Origin of the sequence: Brevibacterium limosum (genome assembly GCF_011617705.1) — a bacterium.
Classification (GTDB): domain Bacteria; phylum Actinomycetota; class Actinomycetes; order Actinomycetales; family Brevibacteriaceae; genus Brevibacterium; species Brevibacterium limosum.
This window is the reverse complement of the sequence record NZ_CP050154.1, coordinates 3108524-3130579: the sequence shown is the minus strand read 5'-3', so window position 1 is coordinate 3130579 and position 22056 is coordinate 3108524. Positions and strand designations below refer to the sequence as shown.

General features: G+C 66.6%; 19 protein-coding genes. 13 read left to right on the top strand and 6 right to left on the bottom strand.

Features of this window, described 5'->3' with window-relative positions:
• Positions 1 to 49: 49 nt before the first annotated feature.
• The gene (locus GUY37_RS14180; RefSeq protein WP_139907185.1) at positions 50 to 727 is read right to left on the bottom strand and encodes a Crp/Fnr family transcriptional regulator; all 678 of its coding nucleotides are present in this window, start codon (positions 725 to 727) and stop codon (positions 50 to 52) included.
• Between the two features lie 249 nt (positions 728 to 976).
• Between GUY37_RS14180 and nth the strand changes: the two genes are divergently transcribed.
• Both nth and GUY37_RS14170 read left to right on the top strand, forming a co-directional pair.
• Positions 977 to 1753 carry an endonuclease III gene (gene nth, locus GUY37_RS14175; protein WP_166826805.1) on the top strand — a complete coding sequence of 259 codons (777 nt, stop codon included), beginning with the start codon at positions 977 to 979 and terminating at the stop codon, positions 1751 to 1753.
• A complete protein-coding gene (locus tag GUY37_RS14170) occupies positions 1750 to 2481 on the top strand; it encodes an NUDIX hydrolase (RefSeq protein ID WP_166826804.1) in 732 nt (243 codons plus the stop codon). The genes nth and GUY37_RS14170 overlap by 4 nt, the downstream gene beginning before the upstream one ends.
• A gap of 94 nt (positions 2482 to 2575) precedes the next feature.
• Here GUY37_RS14170 and GUY37_RS14165 read toward each other — a convergent pair whose 3' ends face one another.
• The gene (locus GUY37_RS14165; protein ID WP_152348586.1) at positions 2576 to 2983 is read right to left on the bottom strand and encodes a phage holin family protein; all 408 of its coding nucleotides are present in this window, start codon (positions 2981 to 2983) and stop codon (positions 2576 to 2578) included.
• Positions 2984 to 3163: 180 nt separating this feature from the next.
• A complete protein-coding gene (acs, locus tag GUY37_RS14160; RefSeq protein WP_166826803.1) occupies positions 3164 to 5101 on the bottom strand; it encodes an acetate--CoA ligase in 1938 nt (645 codons plus the stop codon).
• Positions 5102 to 5438: 337 nt separating this feature from the next.
• On the opposite strand from acs, the gene GUY37_RS14155 reads away from it, so the two are divergent.
• From GUY37_RS14155 to GUY37_RS14115, 9 genes are all read left to right on the top strand, one after another.
• On the top strand, positions 5439 to 7988 hold the full coding sequence (locus GUY37_RS14155; RefSeq protein WP_166826802.1) for a hypothetical protein: 2550 nt from the start codon (positions 5439 to 5441) through the stop codon (positions 7986 to 7988).
• Between the two features lie 243 nt (positions 7989 to 8231).
• Positions 8232 to 9239, top strand: coding sequence for a septum site-determining protein Ssd (gene ssd, locus GUY37_RS14150; protein ID WP_166826801.1), 1008 nt, complete (start codon positions 8232 to 8234; stop codon positions 9237 to 9239).
• On the top strand, positions 9236 to 10408 hold the full coding sequence (locus GUY37_RS14145) for a TadA family conjugal transfer-associated ATPase (RefSeq protein ID WP_166826800.1): 1173 nt from the start codon (positions 9236 to 9238) through the stop codon (positions 10406 to 10408). The genes ssd and GUY37_RS14145 overlap by 4 nt, the downstream gene beginning before the upstream one ends.
• Positions 10405 to 11100, top strand: coding sequence for a type II secretion system F family protein (locus tag GUY37_RS14140; RefSeq protein ID WP_166826799.1), 696 nt, complete (start codon positions 10405 to 10407; stop codon positions 11098 to 11100). The genes GUY37_RS14145 and GUY37_RS14140 overlap by 4 nt, the downstream gene beginning before the upstream one ends.
• Positions 11101 to 11102: 2 nt before the next feature.
• Complete coding sequence (locus GUY37_RS14135; protein WP_166829816.1) at positions 11103 to 11693, top strand: type II secretion system F family protein; 591 nt, start codon at positions 11103 to 11105, stop codon at positions 11691 to 11693.
• 41 nt (positions 11694 to 11734) lie between these two features.
• On the top strand, positions 11735 to 12337 hold the full coding sequence (locus GUY37_RS14130; RefSeq protein ID WP_152348580.1) for a GNAT family N-acetyltransferase: 603 nt from the start codon (positions 11735 to 11737) through the stop codon (positions 12335 to 12337).
• Positions 12338 to 12515: 178 nt separating this feature from the next.
• Positions 12516 to 12761: a DUF4244 domain-containing protein gene (locus tag GUY37_RS14125; RefSeq protein ID WP_166826798.1), complete on the top strand. Its 246-nt coding sequence runs from the start codon at positions 12516 to 12518 to the stop codon at positions 12759 to 12761.
• A 6-nt stretch (positions 12762 to 12767) separates the two neighbouring features.
• Complete coding sequence (locus GUY37_RS14120) at positions 12768 to 13154, top strand: TadE family protein (protein ID WP_166826797.1); 387 nt, start codon at positions 12768 to 12770, stop codon at positions 13152 to 13154.
• Complete coding sequence (locus GUY37_RS14115) at positions 13151 to 13468, top strand: Rv3654c family TadE-like protein (protein ID WP_166826795.1); 318 nt, start codon at positions 13151 to 13153, stop codon at positions 13466 to 13468. Before GUY37_RS14120 ends, GUY37_RS14115 begins: the two co-directional genes overlap by 4 nt.
• A gap of 26 nt (positions 13469 to 13494) precedes the next feature.
• Here the strand turns inward: GUY37_RS14115 and GUY37_RS14110 are convergent, their stop codons facing one another.
• Complete coding sequence (locus tag GUY37_RS14110) at positions 13495 to 15771, bottom strand: DEAD/DEAH box helicase (RefSeq protein WP_166826794.1); 2277 nt, start codon at positions 15769 to 15771, stop codon at positions 13495 to 13497.
• Positions 15772 to 15805: 34 nt separating this feature from the next.
• Between GUY37_RS14110 and GUY37_RS14105 the strand changes: the two genes are divergently transcribed.
• Positions 15806 to 17458, top strand: coding sequence for a methyltransferase (locus GUY37_RS14105; RefSeq protein WP_228278196.1), 1653 nt, complete (start codon positions 15806 to 15808; stop codon positions 17456 to 17458).
• Between the two features lie 168 nt (positions 17459 to 17626).
• Positions 17627 to 20413 carry a type I DNA topoisomerase gene (gene topA, locus GUY37_RS14100; RefSeq protein WP_166826792.1) on the top strand — a complete coding sequence of 929 codons (2787 nt, stop codon included), beginning with the start codon at positions 17627 to 17629 and terminating at the stop codon, positions 20411 to 20413.
• Positions 20414 to 20635: 222 nt separating this feature from the next.
• Here topA and GUY37_RS14095 read toward each other — a convergent pair whose 3' ends face one another.
• Complete coding sequence (locus GUY37_RS14095) at positions 20636 to 21130, bottom strand: GNAT family N-acetyltransferase (protein ID WP_166826789.1); 495 nt, start codon at positions 21128 to 21130, stop codon at positions 20636 to 20638.
• 95 nt (positions 21131 to 21225) lie between these two features.
• Positions 21226 to 21960, bottom strand: coding sequence for a lipoate--protein ligase family protein (locus tag GUY37_RS14090; RefSeq protein WP_407645410.1), 735 nt, complete (start codon positions 21958 to 21960; stop codon positions 21226 to 21228).
• Between the last annotated feature and the right edge of the window lie 96 nt (positions 21961 to 22056).

Genomic DNA, 22056 nt, shown 5'->3' with positions numbered 1-22056 from the left:
CTCGTCGCGGCGTCCAGGAGGCCACAGCGGCCGGACGTCGCTGGGAGGATCAGCGGGCGCGGTTGCGCATACGGTCCATGTCGAGGATGACGACGGAGCGAGCCTCGAGGCGGATGAACCCACGGGCGGCGAAGTCGGCCAGCGCCTTGTTCACGGTCTCACGAGAGGCACCGACGAGCTGAGCGAGCTCTTCCTGGGTGAGGTCGTGAGCGACGAGCACACCGTCGGGAGCCGGCTTCGAGAAGCGGGCTGCCAGATCGAGCAGAGCCTTGGCGACACGGCCGGGCACATCGGAGAACACGAGGTCGCCGACGGTCTCGTTCGTGCGGCGCAGACGCTGAGCGAGAGCCTTGAGCAGGTTCATCGCAGCCTGCGGGCGATCGTTGAGCCAGGTGGTGAGGTCCTCGTGCTTGAGGCTGAGCAGCTCCGACTGGGACACAGCGGTGACAGAGGTCGAGCGTGGGCCCGGATCGAAGAGACTGAGTTCGCCGATGATCTCGCCGGGACCGACCACGGACAGCAGGTTCTCACGGCCGTCGGAGGACTCACGACCGATCTTGAGCTTGCCAGAGGAGACGATGTAGAGCTCGTCGCCGGCATCGCCCTCATGGAAGAGTACGGTTCCCCGACGGAGACTCCGCGGGTTCATGAACTTCATCAATGCACTGGTGGCTTCATCGTCCAGACCTGCGAAGAGCGTCGCGCCCCGCACCACTTCAATATCCACTGGTTCCTCCTTGTCGTAATAATCACACATAAATCTACCTGGTCATCTGCATCGATACCAGCAAAGACGCGGGAGTGTGGCCCATCAGTATCAAAACCTCTCCCGCATCGCGCAACACGGCTCCCGCCCGCACCATTCCCGCAGACCGCCAGATCCGACCGTGCGGGATGAAACGATCGCGCGAGCCCGAATCGAGGGTGTGACCGGCATGACTGCGGAATGACGGGGCACGGATTAGGATGGTGAGTCGTGTTGACTGTGGCAGAGAAGAGCGCGCGGAAGTTCGCGAAGGAGACCCCGCTGGGTCGGACCCGCCGGGCACGGAAGATCCATCGCATCCTCGCCGAGGTGTATCCGAACGCGAAGTGCGAACTCGATTTCGAGACCCCGTTCCAGCTGCTCATCGCCACCGTCCTGTCCGCCCAGACCACCGACATCCGCGTCAACTCGGTCACCCCGGGCCTCTTCGCGGCGTTCCCCGATGCCCACGCCTTGGCCGTGGCCAACCTCATCGAGGTCGAGGAGCACATCCGCTCCACCGGGTTCTACCGTGCGAAGGCCCGCAACATCGTCAAGCTCGCGAACGAACTCGTCGACGAGTACGACGGCGAGGTGCCGAACACACTGGACAAGCTCGTCAAGCTGGCGGGAGTCGGCCGCAAGACCGCGAACGTCGTCCTCGGCAACGCCTTCGACACCCCCGGCCTTACCGTCGACACCCACATGGGTCGGCTGGCCCGCCGCTTCGGGTGGACCGAGGAGACCGACGCGGTCAAGGCCGAACACGAGATCGCGGCGCTGTTCCCGAAGAAGGACCTCACCATGCTCTCGCATCGGGTGATCTTCCACGGCCGTCGCATCTGCCATTCCCGCAGGCCCGCCTGCGGAGCCTGCCCCCTGACCGACCTGTGCCCCTCCTTCGGGATCGGCGAACTCGACCCGGACAAAGCCCGCGCCATGCTCCGTTTCGAAATGGCACCCTTGGCCACCCCCGCCGAGGGGGCCGCCTCCGAGGACGGACAGTGAGCACCGGAATCCCGAACATTCCACCCGAATCGGCGACGATCGCGGATGGTGCCCTGCGCGGTCAGCTCGAAGACCTCGCCACTTCGCACGGTTCCCCACTGTGGCTGCGCCGGCAGAAGGGACCGGCAGAGGAGGCGGTCCGTGACGCCGCCGTGCTCATGCTCTTCGGACGTGGGGGAGAAGCCCGCACCGAGGCGGGACGGGCAGAGAAGTCGCGGCTGGCCCAACTCGGTGTCGCCGATGTCGACATCGTGCTGCTGCAGCGGGCTGCGACCCTGCGCCATCACCCCGGTCAGGTCGCCTTCCCCGGAGGCGGACGTGACCCCGAAGACGATTCCATGGCGGCCGCCGCACTGCGCGAAGCCGAGGAAGAAGCAGGAATCCCCCCGGACACCGTCGAAGTGCTCGGCGAGATGGACCCGCTCTATATCCCCGTCTCGAAGTTCGAGGTCACTCCGGTGGTCGGCTATTGGCGTGAGCCGGGCCGAGTCCAGGTGATGGATCAGCGGGAGTCGTACTCCGTCTACCGGGTGGCCATCGCCGATCTCGTCGCCCCGGCCAATCGCGGGACATTCGCCCGCCCCGATCTGAAGATCTCAACTCCGGCCTTCGACGTCGGAGTCCTCAAGGTGTGGGGCTTCACCGCCGGCATCCTCGATTTCGCCCTCGAGCATCTCGGCTGGGCCGGGGGCTGGGACACTAAAGCCCCCATCGCGATCGACTTCTGAAGCAGCGACGTCTGAGGCAGAGACGAAGGCGGCGCCGGACATATCGTCCGGCGCCGCCTTCGTCTCTGCCGTGGTTCTCAGAATCGGAGAAGTGTCAGTACCTGGGCCCCGAGGGGTTCTTCACCGCGCGCTTGATGGACGCCACCAGCGATTTGGCTGATCCGATCGCGGTGCCCGGAACCGGATTGCCCTTCTTGAACAGGGGGAGGGCGACAAGAACGAGGACGATCGCGATGACGGCGAGAATGCCGAAGACGATGAGGAAGCTGCCCCACCACGGCCAACCCAGCCCCTCATGGAATGCGGCAGCGCCGGCGAAGATCACCATGAACGAGGACAGGAAGAGCAGGAAGAGAGCGACAACGGCCAGTCCTGCTCCGATGCCCAGGTTCTTCGCACCGGCAGTGGCTTCGGCCTTGGCCAGGGCAATCTCTTCCTCGGCGATCGCTTTGGAATCGTCGCTGATGCCTTTGATCAGTTCGCTGATGGACCGTTCGGCCATGAGAGCTCCTAAATCGAGAACGAGGACAATCTAAGTTTAAGAGTAGTCTGAACGCGCCCTGCGGCCAAAGGCGAATCGGCGGAGAACCGGGAAAACCCGTCGGATCCGGACGACGGCCGCTATGCGGCAGGGTCGTCTGTCACCGACGGGTCATCCGAGCTCGGCCTCAGGGTGTGAGGTTCAGTCGCCTGAGACGGACTTTTCGATCTGGTCCATCACCGAGGAGTCGGCGAGAGTCGTCGTATTGCCGACCTCGCGGTTCTCGGCGACGTCCTTGAGCAGGCGGCGCATGATCTTGCCCGAACGGGTCTTGGGCAGATCCGTGACGATGTGGACCTTCTTCGGCTTCGCAATGGGGCCGATGTCCTTGCCCACATGCTGACGCAGCTCCTCAGCGGTCTCGGGAGAGTCCTCGACGCCATTGGAGACGATGACGAACGCGACGACGGCCTGACCGGAAGTGTCGTCGGCGGCACCGACGACCGCCGCCTCGGCGACCTTGGAATGGGCGACGAGGGAGGATTCGATCTCCGCGGTGGACAGGCGGTGACCGGACACATTCATCACATCGTCGACCCGACCGAGGAACCAGATGTCCCCGTCCTCATCGCGGCGGGCACCGTCGCCGGCGAAGTACGTGCCCTCGAAACGCGACCAGTAGGTCTCCTTGAAGCGCTCCGGGTCTTTCCAGATTCCGCGCAGCATGGCAGGCCAGGGCCGGCGGATGACGAGCAGTCCGCCTTCGGGGCCCGCCGGGTTCTCGCCCGAATCATCGACGACGTCGACGGAGATGCCGGGAATCGGACGCTGAGAGGAACCGGGCTTGGTCGAGAGCACACCGGGCATGGGCGCGATCATGTGGGCACCGGTCTCGGTCTGCCACCAGGTGTCGACGATCGGGCAGCGCTCGCCGCCGACGACGCGGTGGTACCAGCGCCAGGCCTCGGGGTTGATCGGTTCGCCGACGCTGCCGAGCAGGCGCAGACTGGACAGGTCGTACTTCGCGGGGATCTCCTCGCCCCACTTCATGAAGGTGCGGATCGCCGTCGGTGCGGCGTAGAGGATCGTGGCCTTGTACTTCTCGATGATCTCCCACCAGCGGCCCTGGTGCGGGGTGTCAGGGGTGCCTTCGTAGACGATCTGAGTGGTACCGGCGGCCAGCGGACCGTAGGTGACATAGGAGTGGCCGGTGACCCAGCCCACGTCGGCGGTGCACCAGAAGACGTCCGTCTCAGGCTTGATGTCGAAGACGGCCTTCATCGAGTACAGCACCTGAGTGAGGTAGCCGCCGGAGGTGTGGAGGATGCCCTTGGGCTTGCCGGTCGTGCCGGAGGTGTAGAGGATGAACAGCGGGTTCTCCGAGTCGAAGAACTCGCATTCGTGCTTGTCGTTGGCCTGGCCGACAGAGTCCTCCCACCACTGGTCGCGGCCGTCGACCCAGTCGACGTCCTGACCGGTGCGCTTGACGACGAGGACGTGCTCGACCGGGGTGTCGCCCTGGGAGAGCGCTTCGTCGACGGCCGGTTTGAGGCTCGTGGGCTTGGCGCGACGGTAGCTGCCGTCGGCGGTGATGACCACGCGGGCTTCGGCGTCGATGATGCGCGAGCGCAGGGCGTCGGAGGAGAAGCCGCCGAAGACGACCGAATGTGCCGCGCCGAGGCGGGCGCAGGCGAGCATCGAGATCACCGCTTCGGGGATCATCGGCAGGTAGATGGCGACCCGGTCGCCGCTCTTGACGCCGAGGTCGGTCAGCGTGTTCGCCGCCTTCGACACCTCGGCGAGGAGTTCGGCATAGGTGAAGACGCGGGAGTCGCCCGGTTCGCCTTCGAAGTTGATGGCCACCCGGTCGCCGTTGCCGGCGAGGACGTGCCGGTCGAGGCAGTTATAGGCGACATTGAGCTTTCCGCCGACGAACCATTCGGCGAACGGCGGGTTGGTCCAATCGAGGACTTCGCCGAAGTCTTCGTGCCAGTCGACGAGTTCACGGGACTGTTCTGCCCAGAAGCCCAGGTAGTCGGCTTCGGCGCGTTCGTATTCATCAGCCTTGATGTTGGCGGCGGCCGCGAACTGCTCAGGTGGGGCAAACGTCTCGGTCTGCCCGGCAGCGGTTTCGGTCATGCTTTCCCTCCGACTTCCTTGGTGGATCGAAAATTCTAGTTGCACTGTATACCGCTGATCACTGGCAGCGGAGAACAGTTTCAATCGATGAACGGGGTGATCGAGGGTAGCCATGACGCATCTGTCGTGGTATGAGTCACACGATTTCGTTGATGTTGACGGCAACGATGGGTCGCCTCGGCGGGAGCCGGATGGGTTCTCGACGTGCCTGAGAATGCGCATATGAGTGCACAGGGGCCCTGTGTTCTGCAAGGATGGGGTCAGAGTCTGTCGGGATCCGTCCCGCGCGGACACGGAAACACTGTTACCTTTTCCCCGAGATCGACTGGAGTCAGCGATGAGTTCGCCGCAGCATCCAACCGGGTCCGGGCCACAGCCGTGGCAGGATCAGCCCCCGCAGTACCCGGGCCAGAACGCGCAGCACCCCGGTGGGCAGCCCCCGGCCTACGGCTCGGGACCGGGGCAGTTCGGTTCGGCTCCCGGACCGGCCTATGGTTCCGCACCGGGGCCCTACGGCTCGGCACCCGGTCAGCCAGCCGCAGCACAGGGGCCCTACGGGTCGGCCACGAGACAGTACGGGTCGGGGCCCGGCCCCTACGGGTCTGCTCAGGGCCAGTACGGCTCGGCTCCGGGACCGTATGGTTCGGCACCTGGCCAATTCGGGCAGGCACCTGCACCGAAGCAGAAGACCGGGCCGGGAATCCTCGGACCGCTGACTCTGCGTGACCTCTTCCTTCTCTTCGCCGGTCTGCTCGCCTTCATCGCACTGTTCGTGCCTTACCGCGGTTACAGCTACGGCTTCGGACGCGAGACCACCACTCTGTGGCACTGGAACGTCGCGGACATGGGAGCGCTCGTGTTCGCGGTGCTCACGATCCTGCTCATCGTGGCGGCAGTGCTCGTCAACAAGCTCGGCAACAGCCGACTGCGGGTCGGATCCCTCAGCCTCGACCAGTTCATCTCCGTGCTCTCTGCGATCGCCTTCACCTATGGGTTCATCGACCTGCTCACCTCGGCGGTCTACTGGCATGTGGGCTCCTACCTGACGTTCTTCGCCGCGCTCATCGCGTTCTTTGCCGGAGTGTTCACGATGCTGCCGTTCTTCGCCAAGGAATTCGCCGGACGCGAGGACATCGAGACCCATCCGAAGGCACGCCCCGTCACCAAGCACACCCCTCATCCGGCACCCGTCGCGAATGTGCCCGGTGCCGGCGGTCCGGGCACCGGTGCACCCGGCTTCGCACCCTATGGCTCGGCCGGTGCGGGTCAGTCTGGTCCCGGTCAGCCGGGCGGACCGGGACAGCCCGGTCAGCCGGATGCCGGACATTTCGGTCAGCCGGGTGGACCGGCACAGCCCGGTCAGCCGGGTCAGTTCGGCGGCCCGGGTCAGCAGGACCAGTTCGGCGCGCCCGCACAGCCGGGTCAGCCTTCCGAGCAGTTCGGTCAGCCCAGCCCCTACGCTCCGCCGGAGGAGCAGGCAGCCGGGCGTTCGGCCGGCTCCTTCGCCGCGCCTGCCGCTGCCGGCACTTCGGCGGAGGCAGCTTCACCGGTGCCCCAGGCCGAGACCTCGGACCAGCCCTCGGCTGACGGACCGGTGCACAGCACCGGTGAGGGACAGACCTATCTGGGCCGTCGCGATTCCGAAGCCCCGCAGCATTCGCAGAGCGAACCGACTCAGGCATTCGGCGTCGGAGCCGGCGGGTCCCAAGCCGATGCGCTCGGCGACCAGCCCACCTCGACCGACGGCCGGCCCGCCGAGTCGAATGCCCAAACGGCTGAATCCGACGCCCAGTCCGCCGAAGCAGACGACAAGTCAGGTGCAGCGGCCGCCGCTGCTGGCGCCGGAGTGATCGGCGCCGGGGCTGCCGGTGTCGCCGCTGCGCACTCGGACTCCGAACGTCGCCGTGGTCGTCATGCCGCTCCCGAGTCGGACACCGGCGCGGAACCGACCGGCACCCCGTCGGCTCCGCAGAACGATGAGGCGAATGAGGACGCGTCTGCGGACAAAGCCGCGGCCGCCTCGGCGACGGAAGACGAAGCCCCGACGGTCGTGCCACCGACCGAGAGCAGCGACCTGGTCTCCAAGGTCAATGCGAAGTCCTCGGACACGAACGCCGTCGAAGGCGCGAACACCGGTGCGGACTCGGACGCGAAGCGCTCAACCGATGTCGATCAGGCGTCGGCAGGCGGCGCACCCGAGGATGCGAGTTCGAACGCTTCGCCATCAGACTCCTCGCCATCGACGGATGGATCCGCTGCACAGGGTTCGAACGACGATGCGAACGTCCGCTCCACCGACGCCACCGTCGTCAGCACTCCGGCAGACGGACAGGTCGTGGCAGGCGACGAGTCCACAGCCGACGACCAGCCCACGGCCGGCGACAACGCGGCCGCGGATGACGAGGAGCAGGCGACCGCTGTGATGGAGCCGGCCACCCGTGCGGAGTGGACCACCGCTGCCGAAAGCGAGGAGCCGACTCAGTACGTTCCCGTCGCCGACTACGCCAACCAGCCGGAGACCGACGGGGGCGCAGGCCGATCGAACGACGAGACCATGGCACAGACGGCCGTCGACAGCCAGCCGGTGCCCGCCGATGCCGGACAGAACCGGCCCGACGGTGCGCAGAACGACGGCCGGACCGCCGATCAGGACAATGGTCAGGAACAGAACCAGGAAGGCGGGCGCCCCATCATCCAGGCATTCTGGTTCGCTGTTCCCGAACCGCGCGAAGCCGTGGACGAGACCACCGGAATGCCGGTGTTCACGATCTACCCCGGCGACTGGTACCTCAGCCTCGAGGACAACGGCTCCTGGTTCAAGGTCCGTGCCTCCGACGGCAGCACCACGGGTATTCTGCGCAATATCGAAGGAATCCAGCGCGGCTGATTCGGCCTGCATCCACTCGCACGCCAACGCTGTGGACAGAACCCGGCCGTTCCAAAGCCCACCGGCACCACGCCATGTGACCGGCCGGTGAGCCCGCTACGGCTGACCTGGACGGAGGCCGCAGACTGCCGCTTGGGGCGTCTCCTGTGACTCAACCTCACAGGGGGCGCCCCTTCGTCGTCCCCTCCACAGGGCAGTGCCCGGGTCTGGCCGGTGACCGCCTGCCGGGAACAGGCTCGGCGCATGCAGGTAGCCCTCATCACCGACCTCGGCGCGATCACCGAAGAATGCGCCCGAGTGGCCGAAAGCATCGGCATCTCACTCACCGTTCTGCCTCCCGACTCCGGAGGCTGGCAGTCCGCGTCGCTCATCCTCCTCGGCGAGGACGTCCGCGAAGCCCCCGCCACCGACCGGGCAGACAAGATCCTCGTCGTCCTCGATGATGACGAACCCTCCTCGACCTGGGCGAAAGCCGCCCACCTCGGCGTCGACCAGCTCGCCGTGCTGCCCGCCGCCGCGGAATGGCTCAGCGGGCGGATGATCTCCGCCGTCGAGCCGCCGACAGCTCCCGGAACCACGGTCGGCGTCGTCGCCGGATGCGGCGGGGCCGGCGCCTCTGTGCTCGCATGCGCACTCGCCCGACGGGCCGGAGCCGATCACAGCACCGTCCTCGTCGACGCCGACCCGCTCGGCGGGGGACTCGACCTCGTCCTCGGCGCCGAACAGGTGCCCGGGCCCCGATGGACCGACCTCAGCGCCTCCCGCGGACAGCTGCGCCCCTCCACCCTGGCCGACGCGCTGCCCCGCCACGACGGACTCGCCCTGCTGTCGTGGGGTCGAGACGACACCGTCGACCTCGACCCGGACGTATTCGACGACTTCCTCGCCGCGGCCGGTCAGGCCTTCGACCTCGTCATCGTCGACCTGCCCCGCCACGCCCCACCGCAGTGGATCAGGCGCTGCCATCATGTCCTCCTGGTCTCACCGGCCCGGGTCCGGTCCGCCGTCGCTTCCTCCCAAGTCGCCAAACGCCTCTCCCACGCCCACCCTGATGTGCGCCTCGTCGTCCGCGAAACCGGGGCAGGCGGCCTCGACGCCGACCTCCTCGCCGACTCAATCGGACTGAGCCTGGCCGGGAGCATCCGTGATGACCGGGGACTGTCCGCCGCCGTCGACCGCGGAGAGGGCATACCGGGAGGAGCGCACCTCGGCCGCCTCGTCGACCGATTGCTGGGGGAGTGGGTGGAATGAGCGAATGGCTCGACGCCTCGCTGGTCGCCGACGTCCGCAAAACGCTGCTCGAGAAACCGGGACCGGTGACCACGGCCGCCGTCGCCGAGGCGGTCCAACGCACCGGACGCGTCCTCGGCTCCTCCGCCCTCCTCGAACTCGTCACCCGGCTGTCCGCGCAGCTGTCCGGGGCCGGGCCCCTGCAGTCCGTGCTCGAGGTGCCCGGCACCACGGACGTGTTCGTCAACGGGCCCCGTGAGATCTTCGCCGACACCGGCGACGGACCCCAGCTGCTCGACCTGTCACTGGGCTCCGAAGAGGAGGTGCGTTCATTGGCGGTGCGATTGGCCGCCCTCGGCGGGCGCCGCCTCGACGATTCGAGCCCCTATGTCGATGTGCGCCTGCCCGACGGGGTGCGGATGAACGCGATCGTCCCTCCGATCTCCGGAGAGACGACGACGATCAGCTTCCGCGTGCCCAAACGCTCCGGGTTCCCGTTCTCCCAACTCTGCGCCGAAGGCTTCGTCCCCGATGAGATCAGCCCCCTCATCGCCGAGGCAGTCACCTCGCGGGCGAACATCCTCATCTCCGGCGGGACGGGCACGGGAAAGACCGTCCTCCTCGGCGCTCTGCTGTCGCTGGTCGAGCCGATCCAGCGCATCGTCATCGTCGAGGACTCCCGCGAACTCATCGTCACCCACCCGCACACCGTCCAGCTCGCCTCCCGCCAGGCCAACGTCGAAGGCGGCGGCGAAGTGACGCTGACCGATCTCGTGCGCAACGCCCTGCGGATGCGGCCCGACCGCCTCGTCGTCGGGGAATGCCGCGGCGCAGAGGTCCGGGACATGCTCACCGCGCTCAACACCGGTCATGAGGGCGGATGCGCGACCATCCACGCGAATACCGCCGATGCCGTACCCAGCCGGGTGGCCGCGCTCGGGGCGCTGGCGAAGATGAGCCCGGACGCCGTGTATTCGCAGTTCGCCACTGCCATCGACCTCGTCATCCACCTGCGCCGGACCGGCTCCGAGCGAGGAATCACCGAACTGGCGATCCCGACGAGGACCGGAGCCGAGGGGGTGGTCATGGAACCGGTGTGGGGCCGCCCGTCACCTTCGACGACGGGCACCGTCAACCGCCGTGCCCTGGCCAGGTTCGAAGCCGTGCTCGAGCAGAAGTCCGCACAATGATCGTCCTCACTGCCGCCCTCATCGCGGCCGGGATCATCCTCGCCGCACCCTCGGACCCGGGGGCCAGGCTGCGTGAACTCCTGCACCGTGCCGAGGGCGGCGAACCGGTGCGGAAGGGAATGCGCGCCTTCCTTCGCCGAGGCGGCCACACCACCGATGACCAAGCCGAACGACTGTGGGCGATCGCCGCCGTGGAGCACTGCGCCCACCTGCTCAAAGTGGGGATGACCCCGCAGGCGGTGATGGCCACGCTGAGCCGCCACAATGACGCACTGGCCCCGATCTCACGTGCGATCTCGTTGGGTGAGGAACCCGGACGGGCCATCGCCACCCGCAGCAGCACACTGTCGGGGACCGCCGCTCACGTGCTGTCGGGAATGGCCGCCGTCTGGACGGTGTCCGAACGCTCCGGAGCCCCCGCCGCGGAGATGATCCTGCGCTATGCCGCGGCTCAGAGAGATGCACTCGACGCCGAACGCGAACGCCGCATCGCCATGGCCGGACCGAAGTCGACGGTGCGAGTGCTCAGCTGGCTGCCGCTCATCGGCGTCGGTCTCGGCCTGCTCATCGGAGTCAGACCACTGGAACTCATCACCGGGCTGCCGGGACAGCTGAGCATCGGTCTCGGCCTCCTCCTTTACGGGGCCGGCCGATGGTGGATGCGGACGATGATGCTGCGAGCACAGAGGTGACGATGCTTCCCGTGCTCATCGGTGCCTGCGTCGGACTCGGCGTACTGCTGTGGTCCGGGTCGACCCGCGGGAGACTGCAGAACCTCCTCGGCGAGGCCGGGACCGACCCCACCGGCACCGAGGCGGCCGCCCCGGAGGCCGGGACGCCGGGGTCGTCGGCGGCGGGGGCAGTGGCCGATGATCAGCTGGCCTTCGACCTCGACCTCGTGGCGATCTGCCTGACCTCGGGGCTGCCGATCCCCGTGGCTCTGACCCTGACCGCAGAGGCGACCGACGACCGATCGGGCCTGCAGAGGATCGCTCGAGCGATGACGATCGGAGGACGCAGACTCGCTGCCGACGACCGGCTGCTGCCGGTGCTCGAGGTCTTCGAATTCTCCGAACACACCGGTGTCGGCCCGGCACCCCTCATCGAGTCCGTGGCCGAGGAGTTGCGGGCGTCCTCCCGCAGGCGTCGGCAGGAAGCCGCCGCCTCATTGGGCGTCCAGCTGGTGCTGCCCTTGGGCATGTGCATCCTGCCGGCGTTCCTGCTGCTCTCCGTGGTCCCGGTCGTCATCTCCCTGCTCTCCGACCTCACGACCGTGTTCTTCTGAAGCCTCCTGCAGGGTTCGGCCTCGTCCGATAGGCTCGACGCATGGCACCGGTCACACCCTTCAACCAGCTGTCCAATGTCGAACAAGCCGAGGACTACGCCGAGAACCTCTTCGTCGGCCGCTCCGTGCGACTGCGCCCGTTGAGGGAGGAAGATCTGCCTTACCTCGAACAGTGGTGGTTCGATCCCTCGATCGTCGTCCTGCAGAATCACACGGTTCTGCCGCGGCCGGAAGGGGGTGTGTCCGAGCAGTTCTCCCAGTGGAGCGCGAACACCTCGAGCGAAGCAGTCGGCTTCAGCATCGAGCTGACCGAAACCGCAGAGTTCGTCGGCCATGTCACCCTCTACGGACGCAATCCCATCAACCAGTCCGCAACTCTGGCCATCGTCCTCGGCCCCGAATTCCACGGCCGCGGCTATGGTTCGGACGCGGTGCGTCTGGCCGTGAAGTACGGGTTCCTCCAATTGGGACTCAACCGCATCGAGCTGCAGACCTGGGCGTTCAACACCCGTGGGATCGCCTCTTATACGAAAGCCGGGTTCGTCGAAGAAGGTCGTCGTCGTGAGGCCGTGTTCTTCAACGGCCGCCGCCACGACGAAGTGATCATGGCCATCCTCAGAGACGACTGGGCCAGCAACAGCTGAGGCACCGACTCACACGCCGTGTCCTGTGGACGGCACCTTCACTCACACACGGTGAGCCTGTGGACGCAGAACCCGTTTCCACAGGCCCGATCTCGACCCTGGACACGACAGTGCGCTCACTCCCAGGCTGAAGGTCCGCTCGCAGAGTGCGAACGGGGTTTCAGCCAAGGAGGAGAGCATGGCCACCACATCACCGTCCCCGGAGATCGAGGACCCGCCGACCGGGCAGATCGAACCGGTCGACGACCACAGTGCGATCGAACAGTTCTGGGAATCGGACACCGGAGCGACCACCGCCGAATACGCGATCACCACACTGGCGGCATGCGGATTCGCCGCACTGCTCGTCGTCGTCCTCAAATCCGAACCGATCAAGGAACTCATCACCGGGGTCATCTCCTCGGCGCTCGGATTGGGAAGCTGAACCGCCATGGCATGCGGACGCTCCCGTCAGCGGCAGCGAGGCGGAGACCGCGACGCCGGGACGGCAACGGCAGAGTTCGCCGTCGTCATGCCCGCCGTCGTGCTCCTCATCGTGCTGCTCGCGGGAGCCGCCGCGGTCGGCTTCTCACAGCTGCGAGCCTTCGACGCGGCCCGGTCCGCGGCCCGGGAGATCGTCCGCGGCGAGCCCCAAGCCGCAGTCGTGTCCGAAGCGAAGAAGCACGCAGGTGACTCCTCATCGGTTCGAGTCCGAGCCGACGGCGGGTATTCGGTCGTCACCGTCACCATCGAACTGCCTGCCGCGATCTTCTTCCTCGACACCGTCGATGCGAACGCCACCGCCCGGTTCGAGGGAGATCGGACAGGGCCGTCATGACGAACATCGTCGTGGGGCTGTGCTCGATCGTGCTCGTCCTCGTCACCGCCATCGGCACCCTCGGCCAAGCCTTCGTCGCCCACAGTCGGGCGCAGAGTGCCGCGGACCTGGCGGCGCTCGCCGCTGCGGACGCCGTGCGCGGACTGGCCACCGGCGAACCGTGCGAGATTGCCGAGGAGGTGGCGAAACGCAACGGCGGTCACCTCAAGGACTGCCGTGCCTCGCTGAGCGAACAATCCGCCTATGTCGTCATCGAAGTCGACATCCCAGGGCCCCTGCCGAAGGTCAGAGAGGAGGCCGTCGCCGGGAAGTGAAACCCGGGCCGCCGTCCGGACGGCTGCTATCTGAGCACGGTGCGCAGCAGCCGCAGCGCCGCGTCCTTCTCCAGGGGTTCGTTCCCGTTGCCGCACTTCGGCGACTGCACACACGACGGACACCCGTCGATGCACTCGCATGCGGCAATGGCGTCCCGGGTCGCACCCAACCACTCTTCGATGACTTCACTGCCGCGTTCGGCGAAACCGGCACCACCGGCCAGACCGTCATAGACGAACACCGTCGCCAGACCGGTGTCGGCATGCAGCGCCGTCGATACACCACCGATATCCCACCGGTCACAGCCGGCGAAGAGCGGCAGCAGGCCGATCGAAGCATGTTCGGCGGCGTGGACGGCTCCGGGCAGGTCACCGGAGACGACCTCGGCTTCGTCGAGGACGCTCTGCGGGATCGTCCACCACACGGCCTTCGTCCGCAGAGTGCGTTCCGGCAGGTCGAGTTCGTGTTCGGCGATGATCGCTCCACCTCGCTTGGCCCGCATCCGGTAGGCCACGACCTGGTCCTTGACGTCGACGGTGCCGCTGCACACCGTCGCCCCGGAGGGCAGAATCCGCTGGGCCTCCGTGTCGACGATCGAGATCTCCGTCTGCGAGCGCGGCTGAGTCGTGTAGTCGACCTCGGCACGTTCGACGGCGACGATCCGGTCCTCGAGGTCGAGATCGAGGACGGTGAAATCGATGCCCTGATGCGTATACACCGCTCCTGGGTGGGCGCCCGTATGGGCTCCTGATTCGTCGACCGTGCCCAGCAGAGTGCCGGTGCTCGCTTCGACCAGGCTGAACTGTCCGCCACCGGAACCGCGGATATCGGAGAGATCGGCCGCGGGCTGATCCTTGGCCCAGAACCATCCGGTCGGTCGTGCCCGCAGCAGTCTTCGCTCCACGAGGTCGTCGATGACCTCACGCGAATCGTCCGGAAAGTGCACGAGGTCGGCCGACTTCAGAGGCACCTCGGCGGCGGCCGCACACAGGTGGCCGGAGAGTACATGCGGGTTGCCCGGATGGATGACGCCGGCGTCGACCGGGGAGTCGAAGATGACTTCGGGATGATGGACGACGAACGTGTCGAGCGGATCATCACGGGCGATGAACACAGCCATCCACCGCTGTCCGGCTCTCCCGGCCCGTCCCGCCTGCTGCCACAGAGATGCCAGAGTTCCCGGCCAGCCGGAGATGATGACGAGGTCGAGGCCCGAGATGTCGATGCCCAATTCCAGGGCATTCGTCGATGCCACAGCCAGCAGCTGACCCGAGCGCAGAGCGGTCTCGAGCATGCGTCGCTCCTCGGCCAGATACCCGCCCCGGTAAGCGGCGACCTTCCCCGTCAGGCTCTCATCGACCTGTCCCACCTGGTCACGGACCGTTTGCGCGAGCGCCTCGGTGCCGCGGCGGGAGGCGATGAACGTGATCGATCGAAAGCCGGCGCACATCGAATCGGTGATGACATCGGCGGCTTCGACCAGACCGCTGCGCCGCTCCCCACCCGGAGACACCGGCGGCTCCCACAGGGCGAAGCTGCCGGACGCCCGTGGGGACGAATCCTCGGTCACCGCATGCGCGGGCCGCCCGGTCAGCTTCGCGAAGGCCACGTCCGGGTCTGCCATCGTCGCCGAGGCACCGATGACCACCGGTGCCGCACCGTAGTGGGCGGCGATGCGGAGCAGTCGGCGGAGGATGAGTGCGACATGGGACCCGAAGACTCCGCGGTACCGGTGGGCTTCGTCGATGACGATGAAACGCAGATTCTTGAACATCCGAGCGAAGCGCTCATGCTGGGGCAGAATGCTGCGGTGGAGCATGTCCGGGTTGGTGAAGACGATGTTCGCATGCCGCCTCGCCCAGTCCTTCGAGACCTGCGAGGTGTCGCCGTCATAGCCGGCCGGACGCATGCCCTGAACGACGAACCTCTCGAGTTTGGCCAGCTGATCGGCGGCCAGGGCCTTCGTCGGAGCGATGTAGATCGCCGAGGCGCTGCGCAGCTTTCCGCGAGTCGACTGGATCGCTTCGAGCACCGGCAACCAGAACCCCAACGATTTGCCCGACGCGGTGGGAGTGGCGATGACGACGTCGGAACCGTCCCTGGCCGTCTGCGCCGCCTCGAGCTGGTGCTGCCACAGGGCGTCGACGCCGATGGAATGGCACGCATGCTTGAGCTCCTCATCGATCCAGTCCGGCCACTCGGCGTCCCGTTCGAAGCGCTGCGGGATGTCGCGGACATGGACGATCCGCTCATCCCGGGCACCGAAACCGGTGACGATGTCGAGAAGAGCGGAGGAGGCCATGAGTCAATTATGACGCAGTCGTTAGGATTCTTCTGTGACTGATCAGCCGTTGGCCCACCTGGGCGAGACCCTCTACCGTGCCGGTTACACCGAACCGCGACTGCGCCAGTTCTGGGACAGCTCGACCTCGGAGGCGCTGCTGCGCAACAACGCAGCCCCCGCCATCCACCACTGCACCCGGGCGCTCGCCGACCAGTCCGCCACCGCCGCCGACCGGGCAATCGCCTGTGCCGCGCTGCTCTTCCACTTCCACCGCACCGTCCCGGTCACCGAGGTCCGTACCCTGTTGGGGGAGTCCTTCGACACCGCCGCCGAGGCGGGGCTGATCATCGCCACCGACGATGAGGCGATCGCCCCTTTCGCCCTGACCCCCTACGACCTTCCGGTCGGGGTCCCGCGTGGCTTCCGCCCCGGGGACGAGAACCTCTACCTCGTGGCCGACCACGGCACCCTGACCACCCCGGATGTCCTCGACGGCGAGTTCGTGCTCGGACTCGGCGGGGCCGGCCGCACCCTGGTGTCCATCACCCCACGTGACCACGTCGATGTGGCCGCCGACATCGGCACCGGCTGCGGAATCCAAGCCCTGCTCCTGGCCCGCCACTGTGACCGGGTCATCGCCACCGACATCTCCCACCGGGCCCTGCACCTGGCCGAAATCTCGGCCGGACTCAACGGTGTGACGACGATCGAGTTCCGGCACGGCTCTCTCCTCGAACCCCTCAGCGAACCCGTGGATCTGCTCGTGTCGAATCCGCCGTTCGTCATCACCCCGCGCAGCACGGACACCACCTTCGAATATCGGGACGGCGGCATGACCGGGGACGAACTCGTCCGGGAGCTGTTCGCCCAGATTCCGGCGAACCTCACCCCGGGAGGACGCAGCGTCTGCCTCGGAAACTGGGAGGCCGCCTCGGCGAAGGACGAGGGGCCGGAGACCTGGGTCAGCGAAGACGACACGTCGGTGTTCGTCATCGAACGCGAAGCACTCGACCCCACCGCCTACGCAGAGACGTGGATCCGCGACGGCGGGATCGTCCGTGCCAGCTCCGTCTGGAACGAGGCAGTGGCCGCATGGCTCGATGACTTCGCCACCAGAGCTGTGGACGAAATCGTGTTCGGGTACGTGCTCATGAGCCGTTCCGATAACGATGTGCCAACGATTGGCTCCGAGGACTCCGCGGTCGGTGCGCCCACACCCGACCACAGAGTCTCGGGGGCGGCCGCCGGAGTGTTCAGGTCCCGGGTGAGAGTCACCTCGGCGCCGGCGAAGAATCCGCACGGACTCGCCGAGTTCCTCACCACGATCGTCGCGATCCGGTCCTGGCTGGCCGCAGCCGGGCCGGAGGAGATCGCCGCGACCGCTTTCACCCGCTCACCCGACCTCGTCGAGCATCGCCATTTCGTTCCCGGACAACCGGAACCCAGCTCGATCACCCTGGAGCAGGGGATCGGTTTCGGGCAGGTCTTCGACCTCGATACGGCGTTGGCCGGGTTCGTGTCCGTCGCGGATGGGACACTGACCCTGCGGCAGACGGCCGGAGCATTGGCCCAGCTTCTCGAGGTCGACCCCACAGCACTGGAAGACCAACTCGTCGCCCAGGTCAGAGCCCTGTGCGCCGCGGGTGCACTGCTGCCCGACGGCGGTTCCGTCGAGAGCTCGACGACTCGGACGTCGGTGGACTAGGGATAGGATCGGAAACCGCTGACGCCGTGTCCGAGCCGAGATCGGACCAGGTCGGGGCAGTGTCCGGGTCGCATGGCCCGATGAGGAACGTGTCAGTTCAACAGTGTTACATTGGGCCGGATCGTCCGTTGCAGCGGGCAGCTGATGCCGTGAGAGGAATGTGAAAGCGTGACCACAACCGAGAAGAAGCCCCGTCGCCTCGTCATCGTCGAGTCTCCGACGAAGGCGCGAACGATTGTGGGATACCTCGGCGACGGTTATGACGTCGAGGCCTCCGTAGGCCACATCCGCGACCTGCCCACCCCCTCGGAGCTGCCCGCCGATATGAAGAAGGGGCCGTACGGAAAGTTCGCCGTCGACGTCGACAACAACTTCGACCCCTACTATCGGATCGATCCGGGCAAGAAGAAGAAAGTCACCGAACTCAAGCGTCTGCTCAAGGACGCCGACGAACTCTATCTGGCAACGGATGAGGACCGCGAGGGAGAGGCCATCGCCTGGCACCTGCTCGAAGTCCTCAAACCGAAGATCCCCGTCAAGCGCATGGTCTTCCACGAGATCACGCCCGAGGCGATCGAACGTGCACTGGAGAACACCCGCGAGATCGACAGCTCGCTCGTCGACGCGCAGGAGACCCGCCGCATCCTCGACCGTCTCTACGGCTACGAGGTCTCGCCCGTGCTGTGGCGCAAGATCCGTGCCGGACTCTCCGCAGGTCGTGTCCAGTCCGTGGCCACCCGCCTCGTCGTCGAACGCGAACGTGAACGCATGGCTTTCGTGCCCGCCGACTACTGGGACCTCGACGTCGACCTCGGACTGCCGGACGGGACGAACCCGTTCGCGGCGAACCTCACCACTGTCGACGGGTCCCGTGTGGCCACCGGCCGTGACTTCAATGACAAAGGTGAGCTGAAGAACACCTCGGCGACGATCGTCGACCAGGCTCGCGCGGAATCCCTGGCCACAGAGCTCAGTGGCACCGCCAAAGATGCCCTGACGGTGACCGCGGTGGAGTCGAAGCCGTACTCCCGCCGCCCGGCCGCCCCGTTCACGACCTCGACCCTGCAGCAGGAGGCCGGACGCAAACTGCGCATGAGTGCCCGTCAGGCGATGCGCACCGCACAGTCGCTGTACGAGCACGGCTACATCACCTATATGCGCACCGACTCCTCGGCGCTGTCGGGTCAGGCCATCTCCGCCGCCCGCAAGCAGGTCACCGAACTCTACGGTCCCGAATTCGTTCCGCAGTCGCCGCGCCAGTATGCGAGCAAACAGAAATCGGCGCAGGAGGCCCACGAGGCGATCCGTCCCGCCGGCGACTCCTTCCGCACCCCGGCACAGGTGTCCAAGCAGCTCAATGGGGACGAATTCCGTCTCTACGACCTCATCTGGAAGCGCACCGTCGCCAGCCAGATGGCCGATGCGAAGGGAAAGACCGCGACCATCAAGGTCAGTGCCGCACTCGCTGACGGGCATGAGGCCGGATTCAGCGCCAGCGGCACCGTCATCACCTTCCGCGGATTCCTCGCCGCCTATGAAGAGGGCCAGGACGCGTCCCGCTACGACACGAAGTCCGGCGAGTCGCGGTTGCCGCAGGTCGAAGAGGGCCAGTCGCTGTCGGTCGTCAAGGCCGAAGCCGATGGCCACACCACTGCTCCGCCGCCGCGCTTCACCGAAGCCAGCCTGGTCAAGCAGCTCGAGGAGCTCGGCATCGGCCGTCCTTCGACCTACGCGGCGACGATCTCGGTCATTCAGGACCGCGGTTATGTGACCACTCGCGGCAATGCGCTCGTGCCCAGCTGGTTGGCGTTCTCCGTCGTCCGACTGCTCGAGGAGCACTTCACCGGTCTGGTCGATTACGCGTTCACCGCCGACCTCGAATCCGAACTCGACCGGATCGCGATGGGCGAAGAGGACCGCAACGACTGGTTGGCCGGCTTCTACTTCGGCGACAAGGGCCAGGACCGTGAAGGTCTCAAGGCGATCGTCGACGACCTCGGCGATATCGATGCCCGTGAGGTCAACACCGTTGCCATCAGCGAGGGCGTGAACCTGCGCGTGGGCCGATACGGTCCCTACCTCGAAGTCACCTCCGAGAAGGAAGGCGAGGACCCGAAGCGGGTCTCCGTCCCCGACGATCTGGCACCCGATGAGCTGACGGCGGCGAAAGCGGCCGAACTCATCGAATCCCAGGGCGACGGTGACCGTGAGCTCGGCGTCGACCCGGAGACCGGACACACCATCGTGGCGAAGAACGGCCGCTTCGGCCCCTACGTCTCCGAGGTTCTCCCCGAGCCCGAAGAGAAGCCGAAGCGAGGCGCCAAGAAGCCCAAGCCGCGCACCGGCTCCCTGTTCAAGTCGATGGACCTGAACTCGATCGACCTCGAGACCGCGCTCAAGCTGCTCAGCCTGCCGCGTGTGGTCGGCCAGGACGAAGAGGGCACCGACATCACCGCGCAGAACGGACGCTACGGACCGTATCTGAAGAAGGGCACGGACTCACGGTCCCTGACGGACGAGGAGCAGATCTTCAACATCACCCTCGACGAGGCACTGAAGATCTACTCCGAGCCGAAGCAGCGCGGGGGCCGTCGTGCCGCGGCTCCGCTGAAGGAACTCGGTGAGGATCCCGAGACGAAGAAGCCCGTCGTCGTCAAGGACGGTCGCTTCGGACCCTATGTCACCGACGGAGAGACGAACGCGACCCTGCGGAAGGACGACTCCGTCGAAGCCGTGACCCTCGAACGCGCGGCCACCCTGCTGGCCGAGAAGCGGGCGAAGGGACCGGCGAAGAAGAAGACGACGACGCGCAAGGCACCGGCGAAGAAGGCACCCGCCAAGAAGACGACGGCTGCCAAGACGACGGCCGCGAAGAAGACCACCGCGTCGAAAGCCACGGGCACCAAGACGACGGCAGCGAAGAAGACGAGCACGGCCAAGCCGAAGACTCCCTGAGTCGACGGCCGCCGAGCCCGCGGCAATCACCCGTCACAGCTTTCGCCACCTGCCTGATGCTCCAGGCCGGTGGCGAAAGCCGCTTCTTCTCCCGTGACCCGTGATTGCTGGGTCGATCCACGGTGATCTCAATGCCGATACCACCGCGGATCGACCCAACAATCGTCGTATGCCGACACCGCCCACGACTTTGCGGTGACTCCAGCAGCATCAGCGGCGAGCTCAGCCGCGCGATGAGTCGGCGAAATCGGTGAGCGCCCGCCCGTCGAGGCGATAGGTCTCCCACTCGTCCTGCGGCTTCGCTCCCAGAGATTCGTAGAACCCGCTCGACGGCGTGTTCCACTTGAGCACGCACCATTCGAGCCGAGTCAGCCCACGCTCCTGGCAGATCTGAGCCAGGCGACCGAGCAGCGCCTTCCCGGCTCCCGAGCCACGATGGTCGGGCGCCACGAAGAGGTCCTCGAGCCAGATGCCGTTCCTGCCCGTCCAGGTGGAGAACGAATGGAACCAGATCGCAATGCCGATGACCTCGCCGGCAGACTCGGCCACGAGACCGAACGTGTTCGCACGACCATCGTCGGGAAACATCACTGCCGCGAAATCCGCCTCGGTGGCCTCGACCGCATCCGGTTCCTTCTCATAGACGGCCAGTGCATGGACGAGTCGCAGGATGTCAGGCAGATCCGCGGGTTCTGCGTCACGAACGGTGACGGTCATAGTGTGCTCCCAATGTCGTTCGGTCGATGTCGTTTCGTCTCCGAGATTCGGGCTGTGCCCCCAGCTCTCGCCGTGCTCAGCAGTCGCCACCGGGCTCAGAGCCGGTGCCTGTCCGCGTGAGCGGACACCTCGGTCAGCTCCTCGGCGGTGGGGGACAGAGGCGTATGCGGATTCGCGTCGGAGTAGAAGGCGGCGAACGCCTCGGCGACGGAATCGATCGTCACTTCGGGATGGATCTCGCTGATCGATCCGCCCGTCGACGGATCCCAGTCGATCCCGAGAGCGGCTTCGACATCGGTGAGCACCGCGCGGATCGGATCGGGATCCGCGACGACGACGGACGACGAGAACAGCCAGGCACCGGAGACCACGCGCTGGGCGGTGCCGATCGCCTTGATCCGCCCGGCCACGTTGACGCTGTGCTCACCGGGACAGTATTCGCCGGGAATCTCGCCGAGGCGGGCATCGATGCCCAGCCCGCGCAGCACCTCGACATAGTCCTGGCCGAAACCCGTGAACCGGGCATTGGTGTTCGTGATGAATGAATCACTCGGTTCGATGTGATCGATGACCAGCGAACCCGGATGGTATGCGGCCGCGCGCCCGCCGAGGCTGCGCAGGGCAGGCGTGAAACCGTGGTCCCGGGCCGCTTCGACGGCGATGGCGAACCCGGGCAGGAAACGATCCCGGGCTCCGAACGCCAGAGTCGGGGCCGGCCGGTACATCCGCAGGGTCGCCCCGCGTCGTCCGGCCTTGACCGAATCGAGGAGGACGCGGGCGAACGCCAGTTCCTCCACAGGTCCCAAGCCGTCTGCGGCCACCGTGGTCATTGCCGGTCTGTCAGTGTGCACGAGTCCAAGGGTAGAGGATCGGCAGGCGCCGACGGGGGCCGGGTTGTCGCAGATCGCACTCCTTTCCAAGAGATA

Coding starts and splice junctions, on each gene's coding strand:
- GUY37_RS14140 (WP_166826799.1), top strand. CDS start 10,405: ATGATCGTCCTCACTGCCGCCCTCATCGCGGCCGGGATCATCCTCGCC.
- GUY37_RS14095 (WP_166826789.1), bottom strand. CDS start 21,130: ATGACCGTCACCGTTCGTGACGCAGAACCCGCGGATCTGCCTGACATC.
- GUY37_RS14110 (WP_166826794.1), bottom strand. CDS start 15,771: ATGGCCTCCTCCGCTCTTCTCGACATCGTCACCGGTTTCGGTGCCCGG.
- GUY37_RS14135 (WP_166829816.1), top strand. CDS start 11,103: ATGCTTCCCGTGCTCATCGGTGCCTGCGTCGGACTCGGCGTACTGCTG.
- ssd (WP_166826801.1), top strand. CDS start 8,232: ATGCAGGTAGCCCTCATCACCGACCTCGGCGCGATCACCGAAGAATGC.
- GUY37_RS14130 (WP_152348580.1), top strand. CDS start 11,735: ATGGCACCGGTCACACCCTTCAACCAGCTGTCCAATGTCGAACAAGCC.
- GUY37_RS14115 (WP_166826795.1), top strand. CDS start 13,151: ATGACGAACATCGTCGTGGGGCTGTGCTCGATCGTGCTCGTCCTCGTC.
- GUY37_RS14120 (WP_166826797.1), top strand. CDS start 12,768: ATGGCATGCGGACGCTCCCGTCAGCGGCAGCGAGGCGGAGACCGCGAC.
- GUY37_RS14125 (WP_166826798.1), top strand. CDS start 12,516: ATGGCCACCACATCACCGTCCCCGGAGATCGAGGACCCGCCGACCGGG.
- GUY37_RS14155 (WP_166826802.1), top strand. CDS start 5,439: ATGAGTTCGCCGCAGCATCCAACCGGGTCCGGGCCACAGCCGTGGCAG.
- GUY37_RS14165 (WP_152348586.1), bottom strand. CDS start 2,983: ATGGCCGAACGGTCCATCAGCGAACTGATCAAAGGCATCAGCGACGAT.
- acs (WP_166826803.1), bottom strand. CDS start 5,101: ATGACCGAAACCGCTGCCGGGCAGACCGAGACGTTTGCCCCACCTGAG.
- GUY37_RS14145 (WP_166826800.1), top strand. CDS start 9,236: ATGAGCGAATGGCTCGACGCCTCGCTGGTCGCCGACGTCCGCAAAACG.
- GUY37_RS14090 (WP_407645410.1), bottom strand. CDS start 21,960: ATGACCACGGTGGCCGCAGACGGCTTGGGACCTGTGGAGGAACTGGCG.